This is a genomic window from Streptomyces sp. NPDC023838 (assembly GCF_040639555.1).
Lineage (GTDB): Bacteria > Actinomycetota > Actinomycetes > Streptomycetales > Streptomycetaceae > Streptomyces.
The window spans coordinates 522731-545489 of record NZ_JBFAAD010000001.1; the positions used below are offsets into that span (position 1 = coordinate 522731).

General features: G+C 68.7%; 21 protein-coding genes and 3 pseudogenes. 13 read left to right on the forward strand and 11 right to left on the reverse strand.

The window, feature by feature from the left end; translation table 11 throughout:
* Positions 1–3: 3 nt before the first annotated feature.
* Positions 4–579: a hypothetical protein gene (locus AB0G17_RS02125; protein ID WP_361374518.1), complete on the forward strand. Its 576-nt coding sequence runs from the start codon at positions 4–6 to the stop codon at positions 577–579.
* Complete coding sequence (locus AB0G17_RS02130) at positions 569–1198, forward strand: hypothetical protein (protein WP_361374520.1); 630 nt, start codon at positions 569–571, stop codon at positions 1196–1198. Before AB0G17_RS02125 ends, AB0G17_RS02130 begins: the two co-directional genes overlap by 11 nt.
* Before the next feature lie 93 nt (positions 1199–1291).
* On the opposite strand, the gene AB0G17_RS02135 is transcribed toward AB0G17_RS02130, so the two are convergent.
* The 4 genes from AB0G17_RS02135 to AB0G17_RS02150 are packed head-to-tail and all read right to left on the reverse strand — an operon-like array spanning position 1292 to position 7222.
* A complete protein-coding gene (locus tag AB0G17_RS02135) occupies positions 1292–1783 on the reverse strand; it encodes a hypothetical protein (protein ID WP_361374522.1) in 492 nt (163 codons plus the stop codon).
* Positions 1783–4002, reverse strand: coding sequence for a site-specific integrase (locus tag AB0G17_RS02140; RefSeq protein ID WP_361374524.1), 2220 nt, complete (start codon positions 4000–4002; stop codon positions 1783–1785). Before AB0G17_RS02140 ends, AB0G17_RS02135 begins: the two co-directional genes overlap by 1 nt.
* Entirely contained in the window at positions 3999–5744 is a 1746-nt protein-coding gene (locus AB0G17_RS02145) for a hypothetical protein (RefSeq protein ID WP_361374526.1), read from the reverse strand. Before AB0G17_RS02145 ends, AB0G17_RS02140 begins: the two co-directional genes overlap by 4 nt.
* Positions 5744–7222 (reverse strand): site-specific integrase, encoded by a 1479-nt coding sequence (locus AB0G17_RS02150; protein WP_361374528.1) that lies wholly within the window; start codon positions 7220–7222, stop codon positions 5744–5746. Before AB0G17_RS02150 ends, AB0G17_RS02145 begins: the two co-directional genes overlap by 1 nt.
* A 363-nt stretch (positions 7223–7585) precedes the next feature.
* Between AB0G17_RS02150 and AB0G17_RS02155 the strand changes: the two are divergent.
* Positions 7586–7787 (forward strand): annotated as a pseudogene (locus tag AB0G17_RS02155) (PHP domain-containing protein); the annotation flags it as partial.
* A 127-nt stretch (positions 7788–7914) separates the two neighbouring features.
* Here AB0G17_RS02155 and AB0G17_RS02160 read toward each other — a convergent pair.
* Complete coding sequence (locus AB0G17_RS02160; RefSeq protein ID WP_361374585.1) at positions 7915–8394, reverse strand: helix-turn-helix domain-containing protein; 480 nt, start codon at positions 8392–8394, stop codon at positions 7915–7917.
* Between the two features lie 338 nt (positions 8395–8732).
* On the opposite strand from AB0G17_RS02160, the gene nadC reads away from it, so the two are divergent.
* The 5 genes and pseudogenes from nadC to AB0G17_RS02185 form a co-directional block, all read left to right on the forward strand.
* Positions 8733–9626: a carboxylating nicotinate-nucleotide diphosphorylase gene (gene nadC, locus AB0G17_RS02165; RefSeq protein ID WP_361374530.1), complete on the forward strand. Its 894-nt coding sequence runs from the start codon at positions 8733–8735 to the stop codon at positions 9624–9626.
* Entirely contained in the window at positions 9614–10471 is an 858-nt protein-coding gene (locus AB0G17_RS02170; RefSeq protein ID WP_361374532.1) for a PhzF family phenazine biosynthesis protein, read from the forward strand. The genes nadC and AB0G17_RS02170 overlap by 13 nt, the downstream gene beginning before the upstream one ends.
* Positions 10472–10885: 414 nt before the next feature.
* Positions 10886–11179, forward strand: a complete 294-nt coding sequence (locus AB0G17_RS02175; RefSeq protein ID WP_361374534.1) for a DUF1330 domain-containing protein — start codon at positions 10886–10888, stop codon at positions 11177–11179.
* Between the two features lie 120 nt (positions 11180–11299).
* Positions 11300–11764: pseudogene (locus tag AB0G17_RS02180) on the forward strand (IS5 family transposase); the annotation flags it as partial.
* A pseudogene (locus AB0G17_RS02185) lies at positions 11752–12211 on the forward strand (transposase); the annotation flags it as partial. The pseudogenes AB0G17_RS02180 and AB0G17_RS02185, both read left to right, overlap by 13 nt.
* Before the next feature lie 78 nt (positions 12212–12289).
* Here AB0G17_RS02185 and AB0G17_RS02190 read toward each other — a convergent pair.
* Both AB0G17_RS02190 and AB0G17_RS02195 read right to left on the reverse strand, forming a co-directional pair.
* A complete protein-coding gene (locus tag AB0G17_RS02190; RefSeq protein WP_361374536.1) occupies positions 12290–12883 on the reverse strand; it encodes a hypothetical protein in 594 nt (197 codons plus the stop codon).
* 531 nt (positions 12884–13414) lie between these two features.
* Positions 13415–14191 carry an alpha/beta hydrolase gene (locus AB0G17_RS02195; protein ID WP_361374538.1) on the reverse strand — a complete coding sequence of 259 codons (777 nt, stop codon included), beginning with the start codon at positions 14189–14191 and terminating at the stop codon, positions 13415–13417.
* 97 nt (positions 14192–14288) lie between these two features.
* Between AB0G17_RS02195 and AB0G17_RS02200 the strand changes: the two genes are divergently transcribed.
* Together AB0G17_RS02200 and AB0G17_RS02205 are read left to right on the forward strand one after the other, a co-directional pair.
* The gene (locus AB0G17_RS02200; RefSeq protein ID WP_361374540.1) at positions 14289–15134 is read left to right on the forward strand and encodes a helix-turn-helix transcriptional regulator; all 846 of its coding nucleotides are present in this window, start codon (positions 14289–14291) and stop codon (positions 15132–15134) included.
* 182 nt (positions 15135–15316) lie between these two features.
* Complete coding sequence (locus AB0G17_RS02205; RefSeq protein WP_361374593.1) at positions 15317–15496, forward strand: hypothetical protein; 180 nt, start codon at positions 15317–15319, stop codon at positions 15494–15496.
* Positions 15497–15842: 346 nt separating this feature from the next.
* On the opposite strand, the gene AB0G17_RS02210 is transcribed toward AB0G17_RS02205, so the two are convergent.
* The 3 genes from AB0G17_RS02210 to AB0G17_RS02220 all read right to left on the reverse strand — a co-directional run bounded on the left by AB0G17_RS02210 (position 15843) and on the right by AB0G17_RS02220 (position 19459).
* Complete coding sequence (locus AB0G17_RS02210) at positions 15843–16208, reverse strand: hypothetical protein (RefSeq protein WP_361374542.1); 366 nt, start codon at positions 16206–16208, stop codon at positions 15843–15845.
* Between the two features lie 13 nt (positions 16209–16221).
* Positions 16222–18630: an FtsX-like permease family protein gene (locus AB0G17_RS02215; protein ID WP_361374544.1), complete on the reverse strand. Its 2409-nt coding sequence runs from the start codon at positions 18628–18630 to the stop codon at positions 16222–16224.
* Positions 18631–18712: 82 nt separating this feature from the next.
* Positions 18713–19459 carry an ABC transporter ATP-binding protein gene (locus AB0G17_RS02220; RefSeq protein ID WP_361374546.1) on the reverse strand — a complete coding sequence of 249 codons (747 nt, stop codon included), beginning with the start codon at positions 19457–19459 and terminating at the stop codon, positions 18713–18715.
* 142 nt (positions 19460–19601) lie between these two features.
* Here AB0G17_RS02220 and AB0G17_RS02225 point away from each other — a divergent pair, with 142 nt between their 5' ends.
* The 3 genes from AB0G17_RS02225 to AB0G17_RS02235 all read left to right on the forward strand — a co-directional run bounded on the left by AB0G17_RS02225 (position 19602) and on the right by AB0G17_RS02235 (position 22338).
* Positions 19602–20798 carry a sensor histidine kinase gene (locus AB0G17_RS02225; RefSeq protein WP_361374548.1) on the forward strand — a complete coding sequence of 399 codons (1197 nt, stop codon included), beginning with the start codon at positions 19602–19604 and terminating at the stop codon, positions 20796–20798.
* A complete protein-coding gene (locus AB0G17_RS02230) occupies positions 20795–21478 on the forward strand; it encodes a response regulator transcription factor (RefSeq protein WP_361374550.1) in 684 nt (227 codons plus the stop codon). The genes AB0G17_RS02225 and AB0G17_RS02230 overlap by 4 nt, the downstream gene beginning before the upstream one ends.
* Positions 21479–21792: 314 nt before the next feature.
* Positions 21793–22338: a transposase gene (locus AB0G17_RS02235; protein WP_361374552.1), complete on the forward strand. Its 546-nt coding sequence runs from the start codon at positions 21793–21795 to the stop codon at positions 22336–22338.
* 172 nt (positions 22339–22510) lie between these two features.
* On the opposite strand, the gene AB0G17_RS02240 is transcribed toward AB0G17_RS02235, so the two are convergent.
* A partial coding sequence (locus AB0G17_RS02240) for a transposase (protein WP_361374553.1) occupies positions 22511–22759 on the reverse strand: 249 nt, incomplete at its 5' end.

The following is a 22759-nucleotide window of genomic DNA, read 5'->3' on the forward strand; positions in this document are numbered from 1 at the left end:
CCGATGGTGCCTTCCGAGGCCGGCCGAGCGGCTGATCCCGAAGGGATGGCGGGCTATCGATTCACCGACGAGGTCACCGTGCTCCTGGTGTCCCGTTACGGCCGGTGGGCCTGCGGTTGGGACTACTCGGTCCACAACGGCGGTCCCGTCGACGCCTGGTGCTGCGAAGCGCACTCGGTCGGAGAGGCGCAGGAGACCGCCGAACGCGTCGTGACCTGCCTGCTGGAGTGGCGTGACTGGCTGGAGGACGTGGCCGAGCGCTTCGAGCAGCTTGCACCGCATCCCGACGCGGACGTCGAGGACCGGAGCTGGCATCTGGAACGCGCGGTGGCCCGCCTGGTCACCGCGGTCGTCAACAGCAGCCACGCCGAGTCGTCCTGGTACCGGCTCTGCGAGACGACGCTGACCTGGTTCCTCACCTCCACCGGCCTGGGACTGGAAGAGGCGCGGAAGGCGGTGGAAGCGGCGATCGGCGGCCGGTTCAAGAGCCACGTTGCGCCCGCCTCGACCGTGGTCGACGCGGTGGGAGAAGACCTGGCGATTCGCCTGACCGGTCGCGGGTTCTATCGTGAGCGATGACGCGCTGGCCGTGTGGCGCAAGGTCAGGGAGCAGGTCGACTGGACCTCGGCCGCGAGTGTGGGCCCGGCTCCGGTGCGTCCAGCCATCGATGGACTCGCTGCCTGGTTCGATGGTCCGGTCCGCCTTCGCGACCCGGATCGGGCCGGCCGGCTGCTCGCTGCGATGACCCTGTCCCGCGGCGCGGCCTCGCGGGGAGAGCCGCTCACCCCGACCCTTCTCGCCGGCTGGCAGAAGGTGGTCCTCGGGGTGAACGAGGTGGGTCTGCGTCAGGGCGACGCCTTCGCCAAGGGCGGCCGGGAACGATACGGCCTCACGCCCCACACATGGCAGGACTTCGCCGCCTGCCTGCACCAGAGCGCCGACCCGTCGGTTCCCCTGACAGCCCGCGCGGCCAGGGCATACCTCGATGTCGCCTTCTTCCACCCCTACCCGGACGGCAACGCCCGCCTGGCACTGCTGGTCCTCGCCCACGTCCTGGAGAGGGAAGGAGTGCGCCTGGACGAAGTGGGGCCGCTGCAGACCACCCGCTACGCGGACGACCCTGACGGCGCTCTCGACCTGGCGGCTCTGGTCACCGTGCTGATCCGCGCCACTCACCGTCGGGCAACCGCACGGTGAGTGGGGCTCCCGCCGAAGCGGACAGTACGCGGCTGAGCACTTGTGTACGCCGACAGGGCCCTCGGATAGGGACCACCACCGTCGAGACGGGGGTCAGCCGCAAGTTCCGATGACGGTTTCCGGTCGTCGAGGCGGAAGTGCCCTCAGGGAGGGTTGTCCGGATCGTCGGCGGAGTTGGTTGATCTCCTCGTGCTGGGCGGCGAGTTGAGACAGGGCTCGCTTCTTGAAGTCGGTCAGGTCCTCGATCGTCGTGGACTGCTCGGCAATGCGGTCCTGCAGGGCTTTGTTGGCGGCTTTCAGCCGGTCAATCTGGGCATCCCTGGGGTCCGGGATGTCGTCGGCCTCGTGAAGAGCTTGCAGGCGGCGGTTGAACTGGTCGGCCAGGTGTTGGTAGGGGCCGGGGCGGATGCTGCCGTCCCGGTCCTTCTTCGCGTAGAAGCCGGTCCGGGTCACTCCGGCCTCGGCTGCGAGGGTCTTGAGGTCGCAGCGGCCGTTGGCGGGGACTTCCCCCTTCAGGAGTCGGTCCATGGCCGCGCGAATGGACTGTTCGTTGCGGGCCCGGCTGGTGTCGGTGATCTGTCCCATCAGGATGTTGCCTCCTTGGCTGTGGCTGCGTCGATCTCCGCGACGACTCGGTCGGCCCGCTCGATCTCGCTTGCGAGTCGGACTCTTTCACCCTTCTGGACTCGTCCGATCTTGCCGATGAAGACCCGGTAATTGCCTGCAGCAGAAGCCCAGATGTCCCGGTGGTCAGCGTGGTGGGTGGCCTGCGGGCAGCGGGCGGAGTCACACATCCCGGCCAGCGGTGTTTTGCGGTCCGGGGTGCCTGCGAGCTTGAGGCAGAGGGCCTTCGCGGGGTCGATGAACCAGCAGTAGTTCGCCAGCCCAAGGTGGAGGGTGCCCGCGCGTTTTGCGAGGAGGGTGATCACCTCCTGGTCGCTGGGTTTGACGTTCGGGGCCGTCGCGGCGGGGCCGGCAAGTTGTGATTCGACGGTCTCGAAGAAGCGGATCAGGTCACGCGCGCCGGGCCCGGCGGGCTGTTTGCCATCCTGGTAGTCCTGGAACGCCTGCAAGGTCAGGGCCTCGTTTCGGCTGTGTTCCTCCTTGCCGATCTCGGCGAGGAACTTGGCCTGGGCTCCGCCGGGCCGCTGGGCGTATCCCTCGGTCGTGACGACCGACAGGTGTTTGAGCTGGACCTTCGCGGCCAGGAGTCCGCCGGGCCGGTGGGCGATCTCCAGAGCGAGCGTGCGGCGGAACGTCCGCAGGGTGAGGTTGTCGCCGGGGATCGGGGCGAGGTGAAGCCGTTGCCCGTGGGGGCCGTTGACCCACCGGCGGAGCCGTTTGAGGCATTCATCAAACTCGAGGGTGTGCGAGAAGAGATGGGTGGCGTCCTCGCCGGCGATCGCGGCCGCGACCCCGGCCGCTTCGTACGCTTCTTTGACGACGACCCATTCGTCCCAGACCGCGGTGTCGTAGCCCTGGCCCTTGACCAGTTTGCTCTTGAGGCGGTAACGCTGGCGGCCCGGCGGACCTTCGGCGGGAAGCCGGCAGTCGATAGGAAGCTCGATCAGTTCGCTCTGCCGCATCCCGCTGAGCAGGGCAATCACGATCAGGGCGGCGGTGCGGACCGCGTCAAGGACGGCGGTCAGATCACGCTCGTGCAGGGGGAGCGTCCAAGCGGCCTTCCCGCGGCCGTCCGCGAGAGTGACATCAAGTGCCCGCCGGCCCCACCGGGGTGCCGTGCCGACGAGGGCCACGGCCTCCTCGAGCAGGGGCCGCAGCGATCCCAGCAGCCCGCCTTCCGCCGTCCGATCCTTCGGGGTGCCCCGTTTCTGTCCGGGGAGAATGGTGCCCCTAAGACCTGCCTCACGGGAGAGTGCTGTCAGGTTGAGGGACCACAGAGGGTCTTCAGGCGTCCAGCCAGCCTTGAACTTTCCGGACAAGGCCAACTCGCAGGTCGCCTCCAGCGGTTCCCGCTCGATCACGTGCCGACGGATGACCTCTTCGATCAGCGGCTTCCTCAGCTCGCCTGTTGCCCGGTTGCTTCGCAGGACTGTCGTCGCGTGCGTCTCGCTGATGTGTGAGCGAAGCTCCAGCGCGGGCGGGGCGATCACCTGGAGGAGGAACAGGCAGCCCTGCAGGAGTGGTTGCAGGAGTTCGGCGCGGGCCGGCTGGGTCTTGTTGCCGACCTGCTTGGTTGCGCCGATCACCGAGAGCGCGGAGGCACCGTTCCAGGGCCTGAGCCCTTCAGGCAGGCGGTCGTGGGTGAACAGTTCACTGTAGGCGGCGAAATCCTGCGGGACCAGGACAGCCATCAGCCGCTGGGTCTGACTGGTCTCGACCGTCACACCGGTTCTGGTGCGGCGGGTCGAGCGGTGAATGAGGTAGGCGTCGCAGAGGTACTGGTCGACCTCGGTCAGCGAAGTGACGCCTTGGGCAGTGAGCCAGTTCAGCCAGGCAACGGTATGTTCACCGCGGTTGCTGGTGGTCTGCAGGGTCCGCTGGATCCGGTAGGCGCCGGGAAGGTCACGGACGCTCTCGTGCAGGGGGGCCATGAGGGCGAGGATGTACTCCTTGGCGACGGGTCTCCAGAGCGGATTGCGGATCTTCGCGAAGTCGATGATCTTGCGGACGTCCCGGAGCGAGCGAGGTAACCCCTCAACGTTGCGGAAGTCCCAGCGGTCCTGTTCGAAGACCGGTCCGCGGGTGCCGGGCCGCAGCCTCAAGCCGACCTCTTCGCAGATCGCTGTGCCCGCGAACACCGACGGACTGATGCCCGCGAGCGGGTCGGAAACGGTGATCATGCGGTGGTCTCCTCGGGCCTCAGGGGCAGTTCGTCGTCGGTTCCCGAGACCTCGGCGGCGGCCTGCCGAAGGACTGATTCGGGGAAGTAGGTGCTGGTCAGCAGGTCATCTAGCCGTTGTGTATACGGTCCGAGAGTGGCCATGAACGCGTGGGAGGGCATCTGCTGCCACTGGCGTCCGAAGTAGGCCCGCAGCCGCATCAGGTTCGGCGTGTGGCGGGGGGCGAACAGGGCCAGCGGGCAGAGGAGACAGACCCAGGGGCGGGCAGGGCAGGGCTTTCCCTTCGGGCCGTGCAGCCCCGAAAGCTGGTCGCCGCATCCAGCGGCGAAGACATCGCGTTCGCCTCCGATCAGCTCGGCCAGGGCCCCCTCGTCCAGGCCGAGCCCGGCGACCAGTCCGGGGAAGGCCGCGGCCACCGCGGCCGCGTCGTCACTGTCCTTGATCACCTGTGGTTCGGCCCGCCGCAGCAGGTCCTGCTGGGCGCCCTCGATGACCGTCTCGGTGGCGGCCTTCTGGGCGGGGCTCTGCCCGGCCAGGTAGTGGTCGCCCTCGACCTGCGGCGTGTGGTTCGGATCGATTGTGGCCCGGCTGCTGCCCGTCCATAGCCGTCGGTCCCGCGAGGCTTCGAAGGTGGTGCGGATCCGGTGAACGTGGACCTGCCACGGCTTGCCTGCCTTATCGACCAGGCCGTGGCCGCGGATCCAGACGTCCCGCGTGTAGGGGTCCAGCGGTTCACTCGACCACCGGTGTGGCCCGGTCACGCAGAACCGGGACCACAGCCGGCCCTTGAAATCCGCAGGCATGAACCGGCGGGCGAGTGCAGAGTGCTCGAGCCACTGCTCCAGCAGCCGCACCGCCGGACGAGAGAGAACCATCGACTCGGCCGCGGTGCGGCCCTTGACGTAGTCCAGCAGCACGGTCGCATCCCCGGCCCAGTCGATGTCCTCGAGCCCGAGATCGGCGATCCCGTCGGGGACAATTCCCGTACGGATCCCGAACAGCAGCTGGTAGCTGAAGACCGTTTCCGCGAGCGGGAACAGGGCACCGACCGCCCCCGCGACCCCGCCCGGGTAGAGCGGCAGGAGCTCCTGCTGATAGCGGCTAACCCCGATCTGGTTGCGGCCCAGACCTGGATGGTGCGGGCCGTCATGGCGGAGCGTCCACTGGATGTTCTCCCTGCTTAGCCCGCCTTCCCGCCAGTGCCGGCCGCGCTGCGACTCCATGAGCGAGCGACGGAACAGGCGGTAGGAATCGGTCACCGCCTCCTCGCAGACCTCCGCCAGCCGTTTCCACTCAGTCTCGGTGTAGGCAGGCAGCGGAACCCGGTCGCGGGACCGCCTGGATTTGAAGACCTGTCCGTCGATGTAGAGCCGGACGTCATCAGCGAAGACATGGTCGAGATCATCCAGGCGCCGCAGCACGGCCCGGACATGATGCTCGTGCTTGGCCGAGGGAAGGGCCATGAGTGCCTGCGCCAGACGAGGCCGGGTCAGCCGGGCCGCGTCCGCCTCGAACCCGGCCGCAACCAGGATGGGAAGGAAGTGCCGCAGGGACCCCTGGTACTCCCTCACCGTGCTTTCCCTCTTCAGCGGCCCGTGAGGATGGACCAGGTCAGCAACGGCCCGCATCAGCTGCCGCGCGAACACTGGCAGGGAACCGTTCCGCAGCAGGCAGTCGGCCCGCGAACCGTCGGGAAAGACGGCCGCCACTCCCAGCGGCTCTTCGATCACCGTGCCCGGCATCAGAGCATCACCATCTCGTCCGCGAACTCCGCATCCGCCTCACGTTCAGCTGCCTCGTCCTCGAGAAACCCCCAACGACGGTCGGTGTCGTCGTAGTGCTCGCGGAAGATCCGCAGCATGTCCAGGCGATTGAGGTACTTTTCCGTGGTCAGGACCGAGGAATGGCCTAACAGGTCCCGCAGGACCAGTAGCGGCTCGCTGGTGGTCAGGTAGTGCGCCAGGGCCGCGTCCGCCCCGCCGCCCGCAGCGGCCAGCCTGGCTGCCTGCTCGTAGAACCCGGCGACCATCCGCTCCATCACCGCCATAGCGAAGGTGTGCCGCAGCCGGTGCGGATGAACATGCGGGAACCGCGGGTCGAACCGCTCGGCGATCCGCTTCGAAGTCCGCTCGAAAACGCTTGCCCAGGCCGTGAACGGCCCGCCGTCCGACCGGACGGCCAACAGCATCGAACCACCGTCCGGAGCCACCAGACGGCGCCTCTGGGCCGGTCTCAGCGTCTCCCAGAGCACCCTGTCCCCGTTCACCCGGCCGCCGCGGGCGTCCATCTCCGTGACGAACAGCGGCTCGCCCCACCTCTTCGGCGGCAGCCAGGCCGAGCCCTCACAGGCCAGCATCCGCTCCAGCCCCAGATAGGCGTGGGTGCGGGCCAGCGCCGGGTAGGAGGCGAACGTGACCCGGAACTTGCTGCCCTTGGTGATGCTCTCCGGCAGCGGGAACGCGACCGGCATCAGTGTCGGAGCGGGCGGCAGCGCCGGAACCTCGCAGGCCAGCAGATAGGTGAACTCCTGCAGCCGCGTCCCAGAGGACAGTACGAGTTCGCCCACCGCCCCGTTGCGGGCCAGATGCCGGCCGCAGAAACGGCCCGGGCCCTCGTCCTCGGTGCCATCCGGCCGAAGGCCCGCCAGGCCGTTCACGAACATCGCGGCGAAGTCCTTCGCCAGATACTTGATCGTCACGTGGGCCTTGGGCGTCCGGCGCGTCGCTTCGTTCACCAGGATCTGCTGGACCGACTCCGCGTAGACGGCCGTCGCCTGCCGGTAGGTGAACGGCACCGCCGCCGCGTGCCCCTCCGCGACCGCCCATTTGTAAAACAGCCCCAGCACACTCATGTGCTGGTTCCACGTCTTCGCCCGCAGATGGCGTTTGGGATCACCGCAGGACCGGTCCACCGCGTAGACACTCAGCAGGGCCTTCAGCCGATCCCGGGTCTCGAAAATCCCTACCCCGTGCTGATCCGCAGCCATCGACCAGTCCCGCAGGATCCGCGCGTACGTCCCCCAGGACGACGGCGCCGGACACCCTGACGACGGCAGCAGCCGCAGCCACTCATTCACCAGCGACAACGGAAGCCGCCGACCATCCCCATTCTCGAACCGCAGGTCGTCACCGACCAGCATCGCCATGCCCTCGGGAATCAACGGCTTCGCCGACAACCCCCACGACTCCCAGCCCTCAGCCGAGAAGAACGCCACATCCATGACCGCGACCGTACGGAGAGACACGGCCCCACGCGCAACAAATGCGGTTCTGGCAACACTCCAACTGAATCTATGAGACACAGCAGTTAAGCAAGAACAACCCGTCGCCGGCGGCATGCCGGCCAGAGTCGCGGCATTGGCCGTGTGCCCCGCCGATCTGTCGCATGACAAGCGGGCTGGAAGTACTGCGCGCGAGATCGTGATCAAGGGTCGGAGAGTCGCTTTCCGGTCGCGTTCATGTGACGGAGGACATAACCGATTTGGGACGTGGGCCACCGTCCGTTCGAGGGTCTCAGACCTGGAGCTCCGCGGCCATGCCGGAAGGGACACCGTCACCAGATCCAGGCGTACGTGGAGCGGCTCATGCATCTCCACGTAGCGTCCGGCTATTCCATGCGCTACGGCGCATCCCATCCCGAGGCCTTGGTGCGGAGAGCCGCCGAGCGGGGGGCATGGAGTGGCTCGCTCTGACGGAGCGCGACAACGTCACCGGGGCCGTTCGGTTCGCGAAGTCGTGCGCAGAGCATGGAGTGCGCCGATCTTCGGCGTTGACCTGGCGGTTGCCTCCACGAGGATTGGCGGAGGTTTCCGCGAGGATTGGCGGAGGTTTCCGCCTGCCCCCGGCACTCGGCCGAGCCACGGCAACCTCGTGACCCGGCGGTCCCGCCCCGCCTCCGATCCGAGTCGGGGCGTCAGTCCGCGGAGTCCCTCTGCGGTGTCCCGTCGTCCACGGTGTCCGGATGTGAGACGCGGCTGGCGGACTGGTCGTCGGTGTGGCCCGCCCCTTGCGGGTCGATCGTGGCCGCCCAGCGTTCCGCCCAGCGGGCGAGGGGGTTCAGGGCGTGGCGCGCCTCCTGGCCCAGCGGGGTGAGCTCGTAGCGGCTGTCCGGTAGTTGGTGAATCACCTGGGCATCCAGCAGTTCGGTCAGGCGCTGTCGCATCACGCTGGAGGACATGTCGTCGCACCGCTTCTGCAAGGGGCGGAATCCAAGCGGGCCCGCGTGAAGCTCCCACAGGATGCGCAGACTCCACCGCCGCCCGAACAGATCGAGTGCGGCCATGAGGGGGCGGCCGGTGGTCGAGCCGCGAACAGGGTTGCCAGGTCTGGGTGTTGCCATGTCGCGATGTCCAGCTCTCCAGGGTTGATGCTTCGAATTCCGACACGCTAGCATCGGTGACTGCTTCGGAAATCGAAACGGAGGAGGCTGTTGTGGCACCTGCCCCGGCGACCTGGGTGAGAGGCGTTCCTGAAAGCCCGTGTCGACGGAGGCGAGACCAGCCGGGAGGACCGGTACATGCGCATGGTGCCCCGAGTTCGACGTCGGCGCAGAGTCGCACGGACGGCTCACTCGGAACTTGTTCGTGGCGGGGGACGGGCGACCGGTACGCGGGAGATCGAGTACAGGATCCACCAGGTCCTGTGAACTGTGAACCGGCCCAGCGGAACTTCAGTGCTGCCTCGTCAGCGGTTGCCGCCACCAAGCCAACGTCCACTCAGGCTGGAGACCAGATGACCACGACCGAGTTTCCCTCGGCGGCAGCACGGGCCGCCGCCGCTGCCGCCCTGGTCGAGGACGCGTCAGCGAAGGACATCACCACTGTGTGGAGCGTTCCCGAGGACCTGGCGGCCACGGCCGAGATCCGCACCCGGCAAAGCGGCATCGCCGCCGGCCTCCCCGTGGTCGCCGAGGTCTTCGCGCAGGTCGACCCCGAGGTCAAGGTCGAGCCGGCCGTCGCCGACGGCGCCCGACTGACCGACGGCCAGGTCCTGGTGCGCCTATCCGGTTCGGCGCGCAGCCTGATCACCGGGGAGCGTACGGCGCTGAACTTCCTGCAGCGCATGTGCGGCATCGCGACGCTGACCGACCGCTACGTCCAAGCTGTGGCAGGGACCAGGGCGCGCATCCTGGACACACGCAAGACGGCGCCGGGCCTGCGTGCCCTGGACAAGTACGCGGTCACCGCCGGCGGCGGCCACAACCACCGCCTCGATCTCGCGGCGATGGTCCTGCTCAAGGAGAACCACATCGCCGCGGCGGGCGGGGTGACCGCCGCGATCGAGGCGGTCAGGCGCGGGATGGCGCGTACCGGGCAGACCGTGGAGAGCGATGTCGAGGTGCAGACCGTCACACAGGCCGTCGAGGCCCTCGACGCCGGAGCCCGCTGGATCATGCTCGACAACATGCCGGTGGCCGACATCGAGCAGGTCGTGAAGGTCCGGGCCGGGCGGGCCGATGCTTCCCGGATCCTGCTGGAGGCCTCGGGCACCATCCGCCTGGACACAGTTCTCGCCATCGCCGGGACGGGCGTCGACCTCATCTCGGTCGGGGCGTTGACGCACAGCGCGCCCGCACTGGACCTGACCATGCTGCTGACCACCGGTCCGGTGCCATGTCCGAGGTAGCGGTTGTCGACGCGTGTCAGCGAGACGGCGCGGGTGGCAGCCCGACCGCCGTTCTGGATGATGCGCCGTACACCGACGAGGAGCGGTGCCGCATTCCCACGGAGTTGGGGACATCGCACGCCGTATTCCTCCGCGCGACCGGAATCGAGCGTCGTCAGCCCGCGTACACACTGCGGTTCTTCACCGCCCAGGGCGAACTGCCCGCCTGCGGCCACGGCACCGTCGCCGCCCTCGCCGTGCTCGCCGAACGGGAAGGCGGCGACCACGACTACCGCGCCGTCCTGCGTACGGCCCACCGCAGCTTCGACGGTCGGGCAAGCCGAAACGGTGACGGCCTGACGGCGTCGTTCGACCCGGGCCCGGTCAGCCTGCGTAGCGCCGGTGAACCCGAACTGAGGGCAGTCGCAGGCGGCCTCGGACTGACGGAGGACGCGGTGGCCGGCGACGCCTGCGTGGCGTCGAACGGGCGGCCGAGGCTCCTGCTGCCCATCCGAACCCGCGCCGCACTGGCCGAACTCACGCCGGACTTAACCCTGTTGCGTGCGGCCTGTGACCGCTACGGTCTGCTGGGCTGCTACGCCTACTCGCCCCCGGACCGACACGGCCGAGCAGCAGCCCGGATGTTCGCCCCGTCGATCGGCGTCCCCGAGGACATCGCCAACGCCAACAGCACGGCCTGCCTGGCAGCGCATGCTGCCGGGTTCGGCACACACCGCCTCGCTGTCGACATGGGTGATCACCTCGGCAGCCCGTCGACCATCACAGCGACCGCGCACCGCGACCGCACGGGACACCGGATCCGAGTCGGCGGCCAGGCAGCGATCGTGCGCACGGTCATGCGATGAGGCCTTGCGCGCTCAAGGCGAGGGTGCCGGTGCGCAGCAGGTCCAACTGCTCCTGTCAGAGCCCGGCCAGTTCTGGCGGCATCTGTGGCAGGGGCTCAGGGTTGATGGCCGATCACGTCGTACTGGTGCGACTCGTCCCTACTTGTCGGCTCCTCTTCGTTCTAGTCCGGGCCGCGGCCCTTCCGGCGAGGCCACTCATCGACTCGACCGGCTCTGGCTCGTCCTCGCCCGCCGACGCTCACCCGAGACCAATCCGATCCCAGCCCCAGCCGGTTGATCGAAGCCGTCCGACTTCGACGCGGTCTCCGTCGGCTCGGACCGCTACCGCGAACGCGGCCGCCTACCTGACCCACAGCGCGCCGGCCATGGATCTGAGCATGCGTCTGATCATCAATTCCGAACACAGGAGGTACCGTGGCCAAGGGCTACTGGGTCAGCGTCTACCGCACCATCGCAGACCCCGAGAAGGTGGCTGCCTACGACAAGCTGGCCCGTCCAGCCGTCAAAGCCGCGGGCGGGCGGCTGCTCTCCCGCGGCAGCCGGGTCGTCGCACACGACGCCGGAATCGCCGAACGCACCATCCTGATCGAGTTCGACAGCTTCGAACAGGCGGTCACCGCACGCGCGAGTGCGGCCTACCAGGAGGCGCTGGCCGTACTTGCTGACGGCGTCGAGCGCGACTTCCGCATCATCGAAGGCCTCGACTGACGACCGGTGCCGCGTCAGGGAGGAACACGATGCCAGCTGCGGGGATCACCGCGGCTCGTCAGCGCGCCGCACCGTCGCGAAAAGCGTCAGGCCGGTGGCATCGGCGGTGATGGCCGGTCTGAAAAGGGGGACCTGACGGGTCCGAATCCTGTCGACCGGGGTAAGTACGGATCGAAGATCCACCTGGTCACGGAACGGTCGGGTCTGCCCATCTCCGTCGGGATCTCCGGCGCCAACCTGCACGACAGCCAAGCTCTGATTCCACTCGTGAAGGGCATACCGCCGATCCGCTCGCGCCGCGGCCGGCGGCGGCGCAAGCCCGCCAAGCTCCACGCCGACAAAGGCTACGACTACACCCACCTGCGGCGATGGTTACGCGACCGAGGCATCACGCACCGCATCGCCCGCAAGGGAGTTGAATCCTCGCAACGCTTGGGCCGCCACCGGTGGACCGTGGAACGCACCATGGCCTGGCTCACCGGCTGCCGACGACTGCACCGCCGCTACGAGCGCAAAGCCGATCACTTCCTCGCCTTCACCAGCATCGCCTGCACCCTCATTTGCTACCGCAGGCTAACCAAATGAGATTCCTCGGCTCGGCGGCCGGGCTGTCGCCGGCGACCGTGACCCGGCTGACCAAGCAGTGGCAGGACGACCACGCGGCCTTCCTGCAGCGCGACCTCGCCGAGTCCGACTACGTGTATGTGTGGGCGGGCGGGGTGCACCCCAAGGTCCGGCTCGGGCAGGCGCACTCCTGCGTCCTGGTGCTGATGGGCGTGCGCCTGGACGGCACCGAGGAGCTGATCGCGCTGGCCGAGGGGCTGCGTGAGTCGACCGAGGTGTGGGCCGATCTGCTGCGCGACTGCCGCAGGCGCGGCATGCGCGATCCCGAGCTGGTCGTCGGCGACGGCGCGATGGGCCTGTGGAAGGCGCTGGTCGAGGTGTTCCCGGCTGCCCACCACCAGCGGTGCTGGGCCCACAAGGGCCCGAAATGTCACGAACGCCCTGCCGAAGTCCGCACAGCCCGGCGCCGGCCGGGGCCCCGGCCCGTTCCCGGACGATTTCCCCAACTGCACTCCCGCCCTACCACCCTTCAAGTAGTGCGCCAGCTCACCAGACCTGCTCGCCCGCCCGACGGCGCCGAGCGTAGGCGATGCTGAGAGCGGCGACCAGCGGCCCCCAGATCAGCAGGGGGGCATAGCAGACGTCCATGATCACGCCCGCCGTACCATGCGGGAAGTCGGGGTTATCCAGCGGCCCTCCTGGCGCCAGCGTGACCGCCGCGCACAGCCCCGTCACCGCAATGGCGCCCACTGCGGCAGGTATGACCACCGCCAGCGGCGGGATGCGGCGGCCGCCCAACCGCGGAACCCAGCGTGGGACCCTCTCGCCCCAAGGCTTCACCAGGCCAAGCGTCAGGCAGGCGGCCGCCTGCGAGGCCACCGACAGGATCAGCACGTAGGCCATGATCGAGGTGCCTGTGTACATCGAACCGAGTCGGCCGGTGAAGCCGACATCCACCCCGAACCCGAGGGAGAGCCGCCACACGCACGAGGGCACGGTACAAAGCACCGTCGCCCAGGCCGCCCAGACCGCCCAGCGAGGGGCGGCGATCTGGGCATTCGACGACGGGAACTGACAAGACATCACGAACTCCGGTGAGGCGAGGCGGACCGACCGCTTCACGATGTCACCACCCAGCACACAGCGTCATCATCCGACAAGCCGCGACCGCTCCCCTACGCGGGCGACCCGCACCTCAATCCCCAGGATGATTTCAAGGTCGGGGTGATCTTGTAGGTGTGCTGGTCACGATGGAGTGACGATGTCCGGCGACCACGCGACGTACGCATCGAAACTCCGTTGGCAGGTGACTTCCTGATCGGCGGCCGAGCAGCCGTGGGGTGCCGGGCGGCAAAGCGTTGGAAGCCACGAGGCGGCAGCCTCCTGATGGCCACACCCAGCGCCCCTGGCGACCCAACCATACGAATGGCTCGATCAACTCGATCAAGAAGGCAGGGCTGCCTGATCGCGTGTCACCCGAACCACAACTCGTGACAATTACTCCGCGCCCCCTGCAGTCAGGGCCACTGAGCCCCAGGCCGCTGAGGTCTTCCATGTCCTGCACGTGCGCTGAAGGCTTCACCGTCCAGACCGGTCAGCATCTCGGGGTCGCGCTCGCCGCGGGACATGGCCTGAAGCATGTCCAGGGCGGAAGCACCGGCGATGTCGTGGTCAGGCTGCTGGTGCGAAGGCCGTGATGGCCTCGACAAGGTCGGCCGGGGCTTCCAGCGGGATCAGGTGACCGGTGTGCGGGACCACCACGAAGTCGGCCTGGGAGAGGTAGGGCACCAGGTTGTCGCGGAGCACGTCAACGGGTTCGACCTGATCGTTCTCTCCGGCGACGACAAGGGCGGGAACGCTGACCATGCGCGTGTGCTCGGTGATGTCCTGCGCGATGCCGCGCAGCGGCCACTCGGTGCGGGCGGCGTCGGTGACGGTCCGCGAATCGGTCACGATCTGCGCCTTGACCGATGCGGGCAGCTCGGTGGCGGTGAGGATGTGGTCCCGTGCCCCGGTTACGGAATCGGCGGAGTCGTAAGCGTGCGACAGGGCTTCCTGGTACTCAGGGGTGATCTGTGCGGCGGGCTTCGCCGGGCCGGAGCCGACGAGGACGATGCCACGCAGGCCGGCGGGCCGGGTGGCCGCGACCAGCTGTGCGACCTTGCCCCCCATCGAATGCCCCACCAGGACGTAGTCGGTGACCCCCGCGTCGGCGAGCACGGCGAGCGTGTCGTCGGCGAGCTGACCGAGCGTGTAGGGGCCGGGCAGAGCACTCGACCGGCTCCACCCGCGGAAGTCGACCGTGAGCACGTCACGGCCCGCGAGGCGGTCGACGACGAGGTCCCAGGTGCGGGCGGAACCACCCCAGTAGTGCAGGAACACCAGGGTCGGTCCGGTCCCCGGCCGGTGGTCGTAAACGGGCAGAAGCGTCTGCTGCGTCATGCTCATGGTGGCTCTTCTTCCCATCAGTGTTCTGAGCGATTGTCCTGTGAGTTCATTGAAACTTCTGCACCCGGAACGGGGCATCGGCGCGACTGGTCGCCCGATGGTGAAAAATGGACACGTGACCGTGATTCGGCAGATGACCTACCAGCCCGCAGGGCGCCGCGCCGCCGCGGTCGAGACCATGACGTTCGACCGCCTTCGCGAGCTGAACGACGGCGGCACCCAGCGCGCCGACTTCCACGTCCTCGCCGTCATCGACGCCGGACACGGCTCGGTCACGGTGGACTTCCTCCACCACCCGCTCACAGAGCGGTCCGCGGTGTGGGTTCCACCCGGAGCGGTGCACAGGTGGGACGACATCGGCGATGTGGCGGGGCACCTCGTATTGTTCGCGCCGACAGCGCCGGTCACCCACGCCACCCGGCAGCTTGTCGCCTCCCCGGACCTGGCCGCGCACTGGAGCATCCCCGACGCCGACTGGCTGTTCGTCGACACCGCGCGCAACCATCTCCTCCTCGAAGCATCCGCCCCACCCGAGGACTTCTCCACGGAGCTGCCCGAAGTCCTGCTTTCCGCGCTCATCGCCCGGCTGCGGCCCCCGCACGCCGAAGCACGGTTCACACATCCGGTGTTCCGGTTGTTCCGCTCCAGCGTCGAGACGCACTTCCGTCACCACCACGACGCCGGCTACTACGCCCGTGCTCTGGGATACGCGCCCCGCACCCTCTCACGAGCGGTGCAGCAGGCCACAGGCCGCACCGCGAAGGCGTACATCGTCGACCGGATCATCCTGGAAGCCAAACGGCTCCTCGCGCACGACCGCCTCACCGCAGCCCGCTGCGCCGCCACGCTCGGCTTCCTCGACGCATCCAACTTCTCGGTGTTCTTCTACAAGGCGACAAACATGCGCCCGGGCGCATGGAAGGCGACGGTAGCCGTCGAGTGAGGCGGTGCACTCAAGAAAGGCACTCACATCCATCATCACGGAGTGTCACAACCATGATCGCCGGAACTCCGTACTCGCCTCGCTGCATCGGCGCCACCGCGCCTATCTGCGCCACCTCCAAGACTGCGCTTGCCCACAAGTGGGAGAACCGGCTGTCGACGCCAGTGTGGTACGGGTATGGGATGCGACGAGAGCGAGGGCGGATCAGCGCGGAGATCGACCGGGCGGGCTGCGACCTACGACGCCAGTGCCATGCAATCGGCGACTACATCGGAGAGAGCACCCGAGCCGAAATCGCCTACGCCCGGTCGCTGGGCAAGCCCGTGCGGTTCACGCACGCCGAAGTCGACCCTGACGCCTGACGGCTCGCTGCCACCTCGACAACCAGGGCCGGCAGCCCGCCGCCTGACCGTCTCGCGGTGGCTTCGGCCGCCGCCCCACCCCACACCCTCCGCAGGCATCCCTTGGAATTGATCACCTAGTGGCTTTCGGATCGTCGAGTGGGGCTGGCCATGGATGTGCGTCCGGCAAGGTTGGAGAACGTGGGCATGCCGAGGTCGATGGTGTGCTGACGGGCTTCCTCCGCCTCAAGCTGGGCAAGCTTGTCCTGGGCGCCGGCAAGGCTGACTTCGAGTCCCTCCAACTCGCCGAGCCAGCCCTCGCGTTCTGCTTCCAGGATCCGGGCCAGGAGGTTGTCGCGGATTTCGGTCAGGCGGGGGCGATGTGCGGGGGAGTCCGCTGCGGATGGCGTCGGTGATGTAGTTCCGCCGGACCAGCAGGACACGCTCCTGGTCGGTCTTCGAGGGTGCGCTGCAGAAACTCGCCCATCGCCCATCCCCAGAAGGCCCGGCGCTCCCACTGGTCCAGATCCCGGCGTCGTCCGCCGACGTCGTAGGCCCAGGTGGAGCCTGGCCTCTTGGCGTGAGTGAAGGTCTCACCGAGGATCTCGAACCGGCCGCCGGCCGGAGCTGTCTGGACGGCCCGCAGTCGAGTCTGGGCGTTGTCCAGCAGTTCTTTCGCGGCGCGGACGACCGTCGGCAGGGCCGGCAGGCGTTGCCGGGTGCGCTGGTCCATGCGGGCCTCGGTCCTACTCGGTCCGCAGCGCGGTGGCGGTCCGGGTCCGTGCCGCCCAGCTGGCCGGCAGCAGTGCGCCGAGCAGGGCGATCACGATCCCACTGGCCAGCAGGGGGATGAGCAGCCCGGCGGTGTAGACGTGGGACACGCTCGGCGGCAGGTGCCGGCCGATCGCGTTCCCCATCGGGGTCAGCGTCGCCTTCTCCACCGCGACCCCGAGCGGGACCGCGATCAGCCCGGCGATCAGGCCGGTGAGGGACACAGAGGTCAGTACCATCGCAATGGTCTGCTTGGGCGTCATCCCGAGGGCCTTGAAGATCCCCAGGTCATGGACCCGCTCGCGGGTGTCCTGCACCACCGTGCTCAGCACCCCGAGCGCGGCGATCACGATCATCAACAGCGTGAGCGTGGCCACCAGGGCGCCCATGGTGATCACTATGATGTTCTTGCCCCCGCCCGAGTTAGGCTGGACCGAGGCGTTCAGCGGGGTCAGCGCGGTGGCGGCTGAGGTGGACCAGTCCGTTCCGTTGACGTTCGAGGCCAGCTCGACGTTGAACTGGTCGATGTGCGGGGTCAGACCGGCGGCGGTGAAGGTGGCCGCATCCGTCATGACCGTGTAGTCGCCCACGTTGGTGTCGAAGTTGATGCCGACGACCTTCAGCGACAGTTGCTTGTTCTGCTGCACCACGGTGACGTTGTCACCGACGTGGATCCCCACCGCCGAGGCCAGCTTGTCGCCGACCACGGCCTCGCCGGGCGCCGAGTACCAGCGGCCGGACAGCAGCTCCAGGTTCGTCCAGGAGAAGTCGCCGGTGACCGTGAACACCCTCGCCGGTTCGCCGCCGGGCGGGGCGGCGACCATGGTCGCGCCGCTGTCGCCCCAGCCGAACGCGGTCTTCGTGCCCGGGGTCTTGGCGAGCGCGGCGGCCACCTTGGCGGCGTCCAGGTGCGGGTTGCGTGGGTCGTTGGGGCCGTAGAGACCCCAGGGCACGCCCACGTCGGCTGTGGGTATCACGAACTCCGACCCGACGTTGAAGCCTGAGGTGCTGGCGTCCAGGTACTTGTTGAACCCGGTCTCCAGCCCCACCGCGAACGTGACACTCACCACGCCGAACAGCACCGCCGCACCGACCAGTACGGCCCGGGCCGGCCGGGCGAACGGCTGGGCCAGCCCCAACGACACGGCCCGGGGCAGCGGCAGCCGCGAGGCCAGACGCTGCGCCGTCTGACCGCCCCCGGCCCTGGGGGCGCGTCCGACCACCAGAGCCCGCACCGTCGGCATCCGGCCGGCCCGCAGTGCCGGCATCAAAGCCGCGACGCCGACGATCAGCAGGGTGCCCAGCGGCACCACGGCGCTGACCCACAACGGAATCGTGGCACTGGCCGCGCCGAGCTGCTTGGTGGCCCCGTCCAGGATCGGCACAGCCAGGAGGTTGCCGAAAACCGTGCCGAGCACCAGGCCGAGTGTCGCCGGGATCATGGCCTGCGCGGTGTAGGCGCGGGCCACCTGCGAAGGGGTGAAGCCCAACGACTTCAGAATCCCGATGCGCCGGATTCCCGAGGACACAGCCCCGCTGACCACGATCGAGATGATCAGCACCGACATGAACAGCCCGAGGATCCCGAAGCCGATCAGGAACGGCACGTAGGCCTTGGCGTTGCCGGTCGCCTGCTGCTCCGCGGTCAGGTACGACTGTCCGCCCTCAACCGAACCGGCCGGCGCGGCGGCGGCCACCGCCTGCTTGTCGGTGGCGATGTCGGCGGCGGTCCCGGCCTTGGCGAACCGATAGAGCATCTGCTCGTCGGACGTGGCACCGGCGGCGGTGAGCCGCGCGAAACCGTCGGCGGTGGCGAAGGCGGTCGCACTGTTGGTCACCGAGCCGCCGAAGCCGACGACCTTGAACGACGGCTTGCCCGGCAGGGAGGAGAACACCACCGAATCGCCGAAGCAGACGGTGGCATAGTGCTGCCACGGCAGGGCGATCTCGCCCTGGCTGGTCGGCCAACGCCCCTGGGTCAGCACGAGTTGGTCCATCCCGGAGGTGCTACCCAGGTCGGGCCGGGTGGTTACGGTGATCGGACCGTTGTCGTGGCCGGCGAAATCCTTCTTGGGACAGTCCGTGCCGACGGTCGTGTCCAGGGCGGCGGCGATCGGGTACGGTCCGGCCGCCTCGGTGACGCCGGCGGCGTGCGCGGTGGCGGCGGCCTGCGCGGCCGTGGCCTTCGAGCCGTCGAACTGGACCGCCAGGTGCGCCCCGTTCCGAGCACTGAAGGCGTGGTCGAACGGGGCCTGCACGACGGCCAGCAGGCCGAGGGAGAGTACTGAGGACGTCACCGCGGCGAACGTCGTCAGGACCATGACGAGGGACTGGACCCGACGCCGGCCCACGCCGGAGCGTACGACCTTGCCCAAGGCGCTCACCGGCTCACCGCCAGCAGCAGGCGGGCCACGGCCCGGAATCCGACCTCGAAGAGGCGTAGGGGCATCGGCGGCTTGCGCAGTGTCATCCGACCGCTCCCGCCGGACGGGTCAGCGGCGTGCGGGCGGCCAGGCCGGCACCGCTGCCGTCGTTGACGACGTCCCGCTTGACCGTGCCGTCCACCAACTCGATCGTGCGGCGCGCGGTGCTCGCGGCCAACTGCACATCGTGGGTCACCAACAAGATGGTCTGGCCATCGCTGTTCAGGTCCACCAGCAGCTCGCGCACGTCGTCGGCCGAGCTCGAGTCCAGCGCGCCGGTGGGCTCGTCGGCCAGCAGCAGCGCCGGCTTGTTCATCAGGGCCCTGGCCACCGCCACCCGCTGCCGTTCCCCGCCGGACAGCCGCTGCGGATAGGCCTTGACATGCCGGTCGATGCCCAGCGAGTCGAGCAACTCGACGGCCCGCCGCTTCGCTTCGCCCTTGCCCATCCCGGCCAGCTGCGCCGGAACCATGACGTTGTCCAACACGGTCAGGTCGTCGAGCAGATTGAAGAACTGGAAGATCATGCCGATCGAGGCACGGCGGTACTTCGCCGAACCGGCCTCACCGAGCTGGTCGACGCGGGTGCCGTCGACGGTCACGGTGCCACTGGAAGGCTTGTCCAGACCGGCGATCAGATTCAGCAGCGTGGACTTCCCGCTGCCGGAATGGCCGAGGATCGCCACGCACTCACCAGCCGCCACGGACAAGGTCACACCGGCCAGCGCGGGCGGGCCGTCGTCGTACTTCTTTGTCGCGTCCTGGAGAGCGATCATCGGTGCATACGTCATGTCCACGAACCTACGAACAGAACGCTGTCCGTCGCGTCGGCCGGTGGGTGTCACCGTTCCCCAGGCCATCGGCCCGGGGGCGTATCCGGCGTACATCCCCAAGGCGACGCGCAGAGCGGACGTCACTGAATACGATCTCCGTATGGAAGAGCTTCTCCAGCGTCTCTCGACATCGAAGCGCGTGACCTGGCTGATGTCACAGGCCGTGGTGCTGGCCACCGCCTGCTTGTACGCGCTGATGCTCCCCTTGACGATGCCGACCCCTGAGTACGGCCTGTTCCGGTTCCCCGACCTCGGGTCCTACCAGACGACAGGTCTCTGCGTCGTGCTCGCCCTTCCGATCCTCCTGGTGCGCCGTCTGCCGGGGACCGTCTTCGCGGCGGTCCTGGGCGAATCAGTCCTCGGCGACATTTTCGGCGCGCGGCCCTTGATCGTGCTCATCCTGCTCGTTGTCTTGAGCGGGTACATCGCCGTCCGGCGGCCGAAGGCTGCCGCCGTCGGCTCCGTCGCGGGCGTCGCGGCCGCGTTCGTCAACGACATCCACGTCCACGGGCAGTCCGTCGGCGGCGCGGCCCAGTGGGCCGGGTGGCTCGCGTTGTGGTTCGCGGTCGCGTGGGTCTTCGGGGGGGTGTATCGCAAACGCCGTGAATACCTCGAAGCCCTGCAGGAGCAGACCGCGGCCCGCGCCATCGTGACCGAACGCCTGCGGATCGCCCGCGAACTGCACGACAGCGTCGCGCACAGCATCGGGATCATCACAGTGCTGTCGGGAGCGGCCGCGCGGGTCGTGGAGACCAGACCCGAGCAGACGCGGCAGGCGCTGTCCGGCATCGAGACCACCAGCCGGGAGACGCTGCTGGAGCTGCAGCGTATGCTCGGGGCGCTCCGCCGCGCCGAGCCGGACGACGCCATGCCGCAGGCCGCTCCGCTGGCGCCGGCCGGCAGCCTGGCCGACGTTCCGCAGCTCGCCGAACGCACGGCCGACGCCGGGGTGCGGGTCCACGTGGCCTGGCGGGGCGAGCAGCGTCCACTGCCGCCGGAGATCGAGCTGTCGGCGTTCCGGATCGTCCAGGAGTCGGTGACGAACGTGGTGCGGCATTCCGGGGCGCGGACGTGCCGGGTCGCGGTCGGTTACGAGCCGGAAGGAGTGACGATCGAGGTGGTGGACGACGGGGACGACGGTCTCGGCGGGCCGGGCCGTCCGAGGCACTCCGCGGCCGGCGGGAGCGGCTTCGGCCTGCTCGGCATGCGCGAGCGAGTGACGTTGCTGTCCGGCCAGTTCAGCGCGGGCCGGCGTCCGGAGGGCGGATTCCGGGTGACGGCGAGGCTCCCGGCATGAGCGTGCGGGTGCTGCTGGTCGATGACCAGCCGCTGATGCTGGTGGGGCTCGGGATCCTGATCGGCGACACCGACGACCTGGAGGTGGTCGGCGAGGCCGGCGACGGCCGCGAGGCGGTACGCCTGGTACGTGAGCTGCGGCCGGACGTCGTGGTGATGGACATCCGGATGCCGGGCATGGACGGGATCGAGGCGACCCGGCAGGCGACCGCCGAGCCGGACCCGCCCAAGGTGCTGGTGCTGACGACCTTCGACGACGACGAGTACGTCTACGGCGCTCTGCGCGCCGGCGCCAGCGGATTCCTGCTCAAGAGCATGGCCCTGGACGCGATCCTGGACGCGATCCGCGTGGTGGCGGCCGGCGACGCGTTGATCGCGCCGAGCGTGACCCGACGGCTGATCGCGGACTTCGCCGGAACGTCCGGCCCCGCGGCCCCCGAACCGGACGCCGAGCCCCCCGCGGACTCGAGTCCCATCGCGGGGATCACCGACCGGGAGCGCGAGGTGCTGGCACTGGTCGGACAGGGACTGTCGAACACGGAGATAGCCGAGCGGTTGGTGATCAGCGCGGCGACGGCGAAGACCCATGTCGCGCGTCTGTTCGCCAAGCTCGAAGCGCGAGACCGCGTCCACCTGGCGATCATCGCCTTCGACACCGGACTCGTGCCGCGTAGACGGTAGGGCAGGAGGAGAACAACGATCGCCGACCACGAGTTCGCCGCGTTCGCCAGATGCGCCAGCTCACCCACCTGCACCCGGCCTCTGCCGGAGGTCACCTCGGGCAGAAGGCCGAGGGTGTCGGAGGCCGCTTCCGCGGTCGAGGAAGATCGGACCAAGGAAAGACCTTTGGCAACGTCAGCGCCTTGTACGTGCTTCATCGCTGTTTTCACTGGCGTGTTCGCGTGCTGTCGCAACGAACCGACCTGAGAAACGCGCCGCGCGGTTCGTGAAGATCCACGCGCTCCGGCCCGCCTGGTGCACTGCGCCGTTCCGGCGTGGCGGTCTGCGCCCCCGTCGGACGGATCCTGGCCTGCGTCGACCTCAAGCCGCACATGGTCCGCGGCTGGCTGGCCCGACTAGCCGACCCGGAGTTCTTCACCCGTGCCGCTGACGCGTGCGCGCTCTACCGCACCTGCCCTGCGAACGCGGTGGTGATCAGCGTGGATGAGAAGACCGGGATCACCGCACGCTTCCGCGAACACCCCGACCAGCCCGGCCGCCACGGGCAGCGCACCCGCCGGGAGTTCGAGTACATCCGCCACGGCACCGTCTCCATCGCCGCGCTGAACGTCCACACCGGCCACGTCCTCACCGAGCGCATCGACCGCGACAACGCCGACACCTTCATCGGCTTCCTACGCCAACTCAACGAGTCCGTCCCCGCCGGCACCAGCATCCACCTGGTCATGGACAACGGCTCATCCCACGTCGCGAAGGAGACGAAGGCCTGGCTGGCCACCCGTCCCCCCGCTTCAACATCCACCACACCCCCCAACACGCCAGCTGGCTCAACCAAGTCGAGCTGTTCTTCTCCACCCTGACCCGACGTCTACTAGGCCGCGGCCAGTTCGCCTCCCGCGACGAACTGGCCGCGACCATCGACACCTTCGTCTTGGCCTACGAACGGACACGACGCCAAGCCCTTCCGCTGGACCTACGACGGCAGCACACTCAAAGCCACATGAACCCACGAAGGGTCAACGCGGCGCTGCACTAGGGCCTGTCTGACAAAGGATCTCGGAGGGGTTCGCGGAGCCAGAGGATGAGTGCGGCGAGGTGGACTCCGGCCATGTAGCGGGCGGCGAGTTTGTCGAAGCGGGTGGCGATCGCGCGGAACTGCTTCAGGCGGCCGAAGCAGCGTTCGACCACGTTGCGGGCCTTGTAGAGCTCGCGGTCGAAGGCCGGGGGCCTGCCGCCGGTCTTCCCTCGCCGCAGGCGGTTGGCCTTCTGGTCCGCCCGCTC

Excerpts from the sequence above, each read along its gene's own strand:
- AB0G17_RS02125 (WP_361374518.1), top strand. The coding sequence starts at position 4 with ATGGTGCCTTCCGAGGCCGGCCGAGCGGCTGATCCCGAAGGGATGGCG.
- AB0G17_RS02135 (WP_361374522.1), bottom strand. The coding sequence starts at position 1,783 with ATGGGACAGATCACCGACACCAGCCGGGCCCGCAACGAACAGTCCATT.
- AB0G17_RS02140 (WP_361374524.1), bottom strand. The coding sequence starts at position 4,002 with ATGATCACCGTTTCCGACCCGCTCGCGGGCATCAGTCCGTCGGTGTTC.
- AB0G17_RS02145 (WP_361374526.1), bottom strand. The coding sequence starts at position 5,744 with ATGCCGGGCACGGTGATCGAAGAGCCGCTGGGAGTGGCGGCCGTCTTT.
- AB0G17_RS02150 (WP_361374528.1), bottom strand. The coding sequence starts at position 7,222 with ATGGATGTGGCGTTCTTCTCGGCTGAGGGCTGGGAGTCGTGGGGGTTG.
- AB0G17_RS02160 (WP_361374585.1), bottom strand. The coding sequence starts at position 8,394 with ATGCTAGCGTGTCGGAATTCGAAGCATCAACCCTGGAGAGCTGGACAT.
- nadC (WP_361374530.1), top strand. The coding sequence starts at position 8,733 with ATGACCACGACCGAGTTTCCCTCGGCGGCAGCACGGGCCGCCGCCGCT.
- AB0G17_RS02170 (WP_361374532.1), top strand. The coding sequence starts at position 9,614 with ATGTCCGAGGTAGCGGTTGTCGACGCGTGTCAGCGAGACGGCGCGGGT.
- AB0G17_RS02195 (WP_361374538.1), bottom strand. The coding sequence starts at position 14,191 with ATGAGCATGACGCAGCAGACGCTTCTGCCCGTTTACGACCACCGGCCG.
- AB0G17_RS02200 (WP_361374540.1), top strand. The coding sequence starts at position 14,289 with ATGGTGAAAAATGGACACGTGACCGTGATTCGGCAGATGACCTACCAG.
- AB0G17_RS02205 (WP_361374593.1), top strand. The coding sequence starts at position 15,317 with ATGCGACGAGAGCGAGGGCGGATCAGCGCGGAGATCGACCGGGCGGGC.
- AB0G17_RS02210 (WP_361374542.1), bottom strand. The coding sequence starts at position 16,208 with ATGGACCAGCGCACCCGGCAACGCCTGCCGGCCCTGCCGACGGTCGTC.
- AB0G17_RS02220 (WP_361374546.1), bottom strand. The coding sequence starts at position 19,459 with ATGACGTATGCACCGATGATCGCTCTCCAGGACGCGACAAAGAAGTAC.
- AB0G17_RS02225 (WP_361374548.1), top strand. The coding sequence starts at position 19,602 with ATGGAAGAGCTTCTCCAGCGTCTCTCGACATCGAAGCGCGTGACCTGG.
- AB0G17_RS02230 (WP_361374550.1), top strand. The coding sequence starts at position 20,795 with ATGAGCGTGCGGGTGCTGCTGGTCGATGACCAGCCGCTGATGCTGGTG.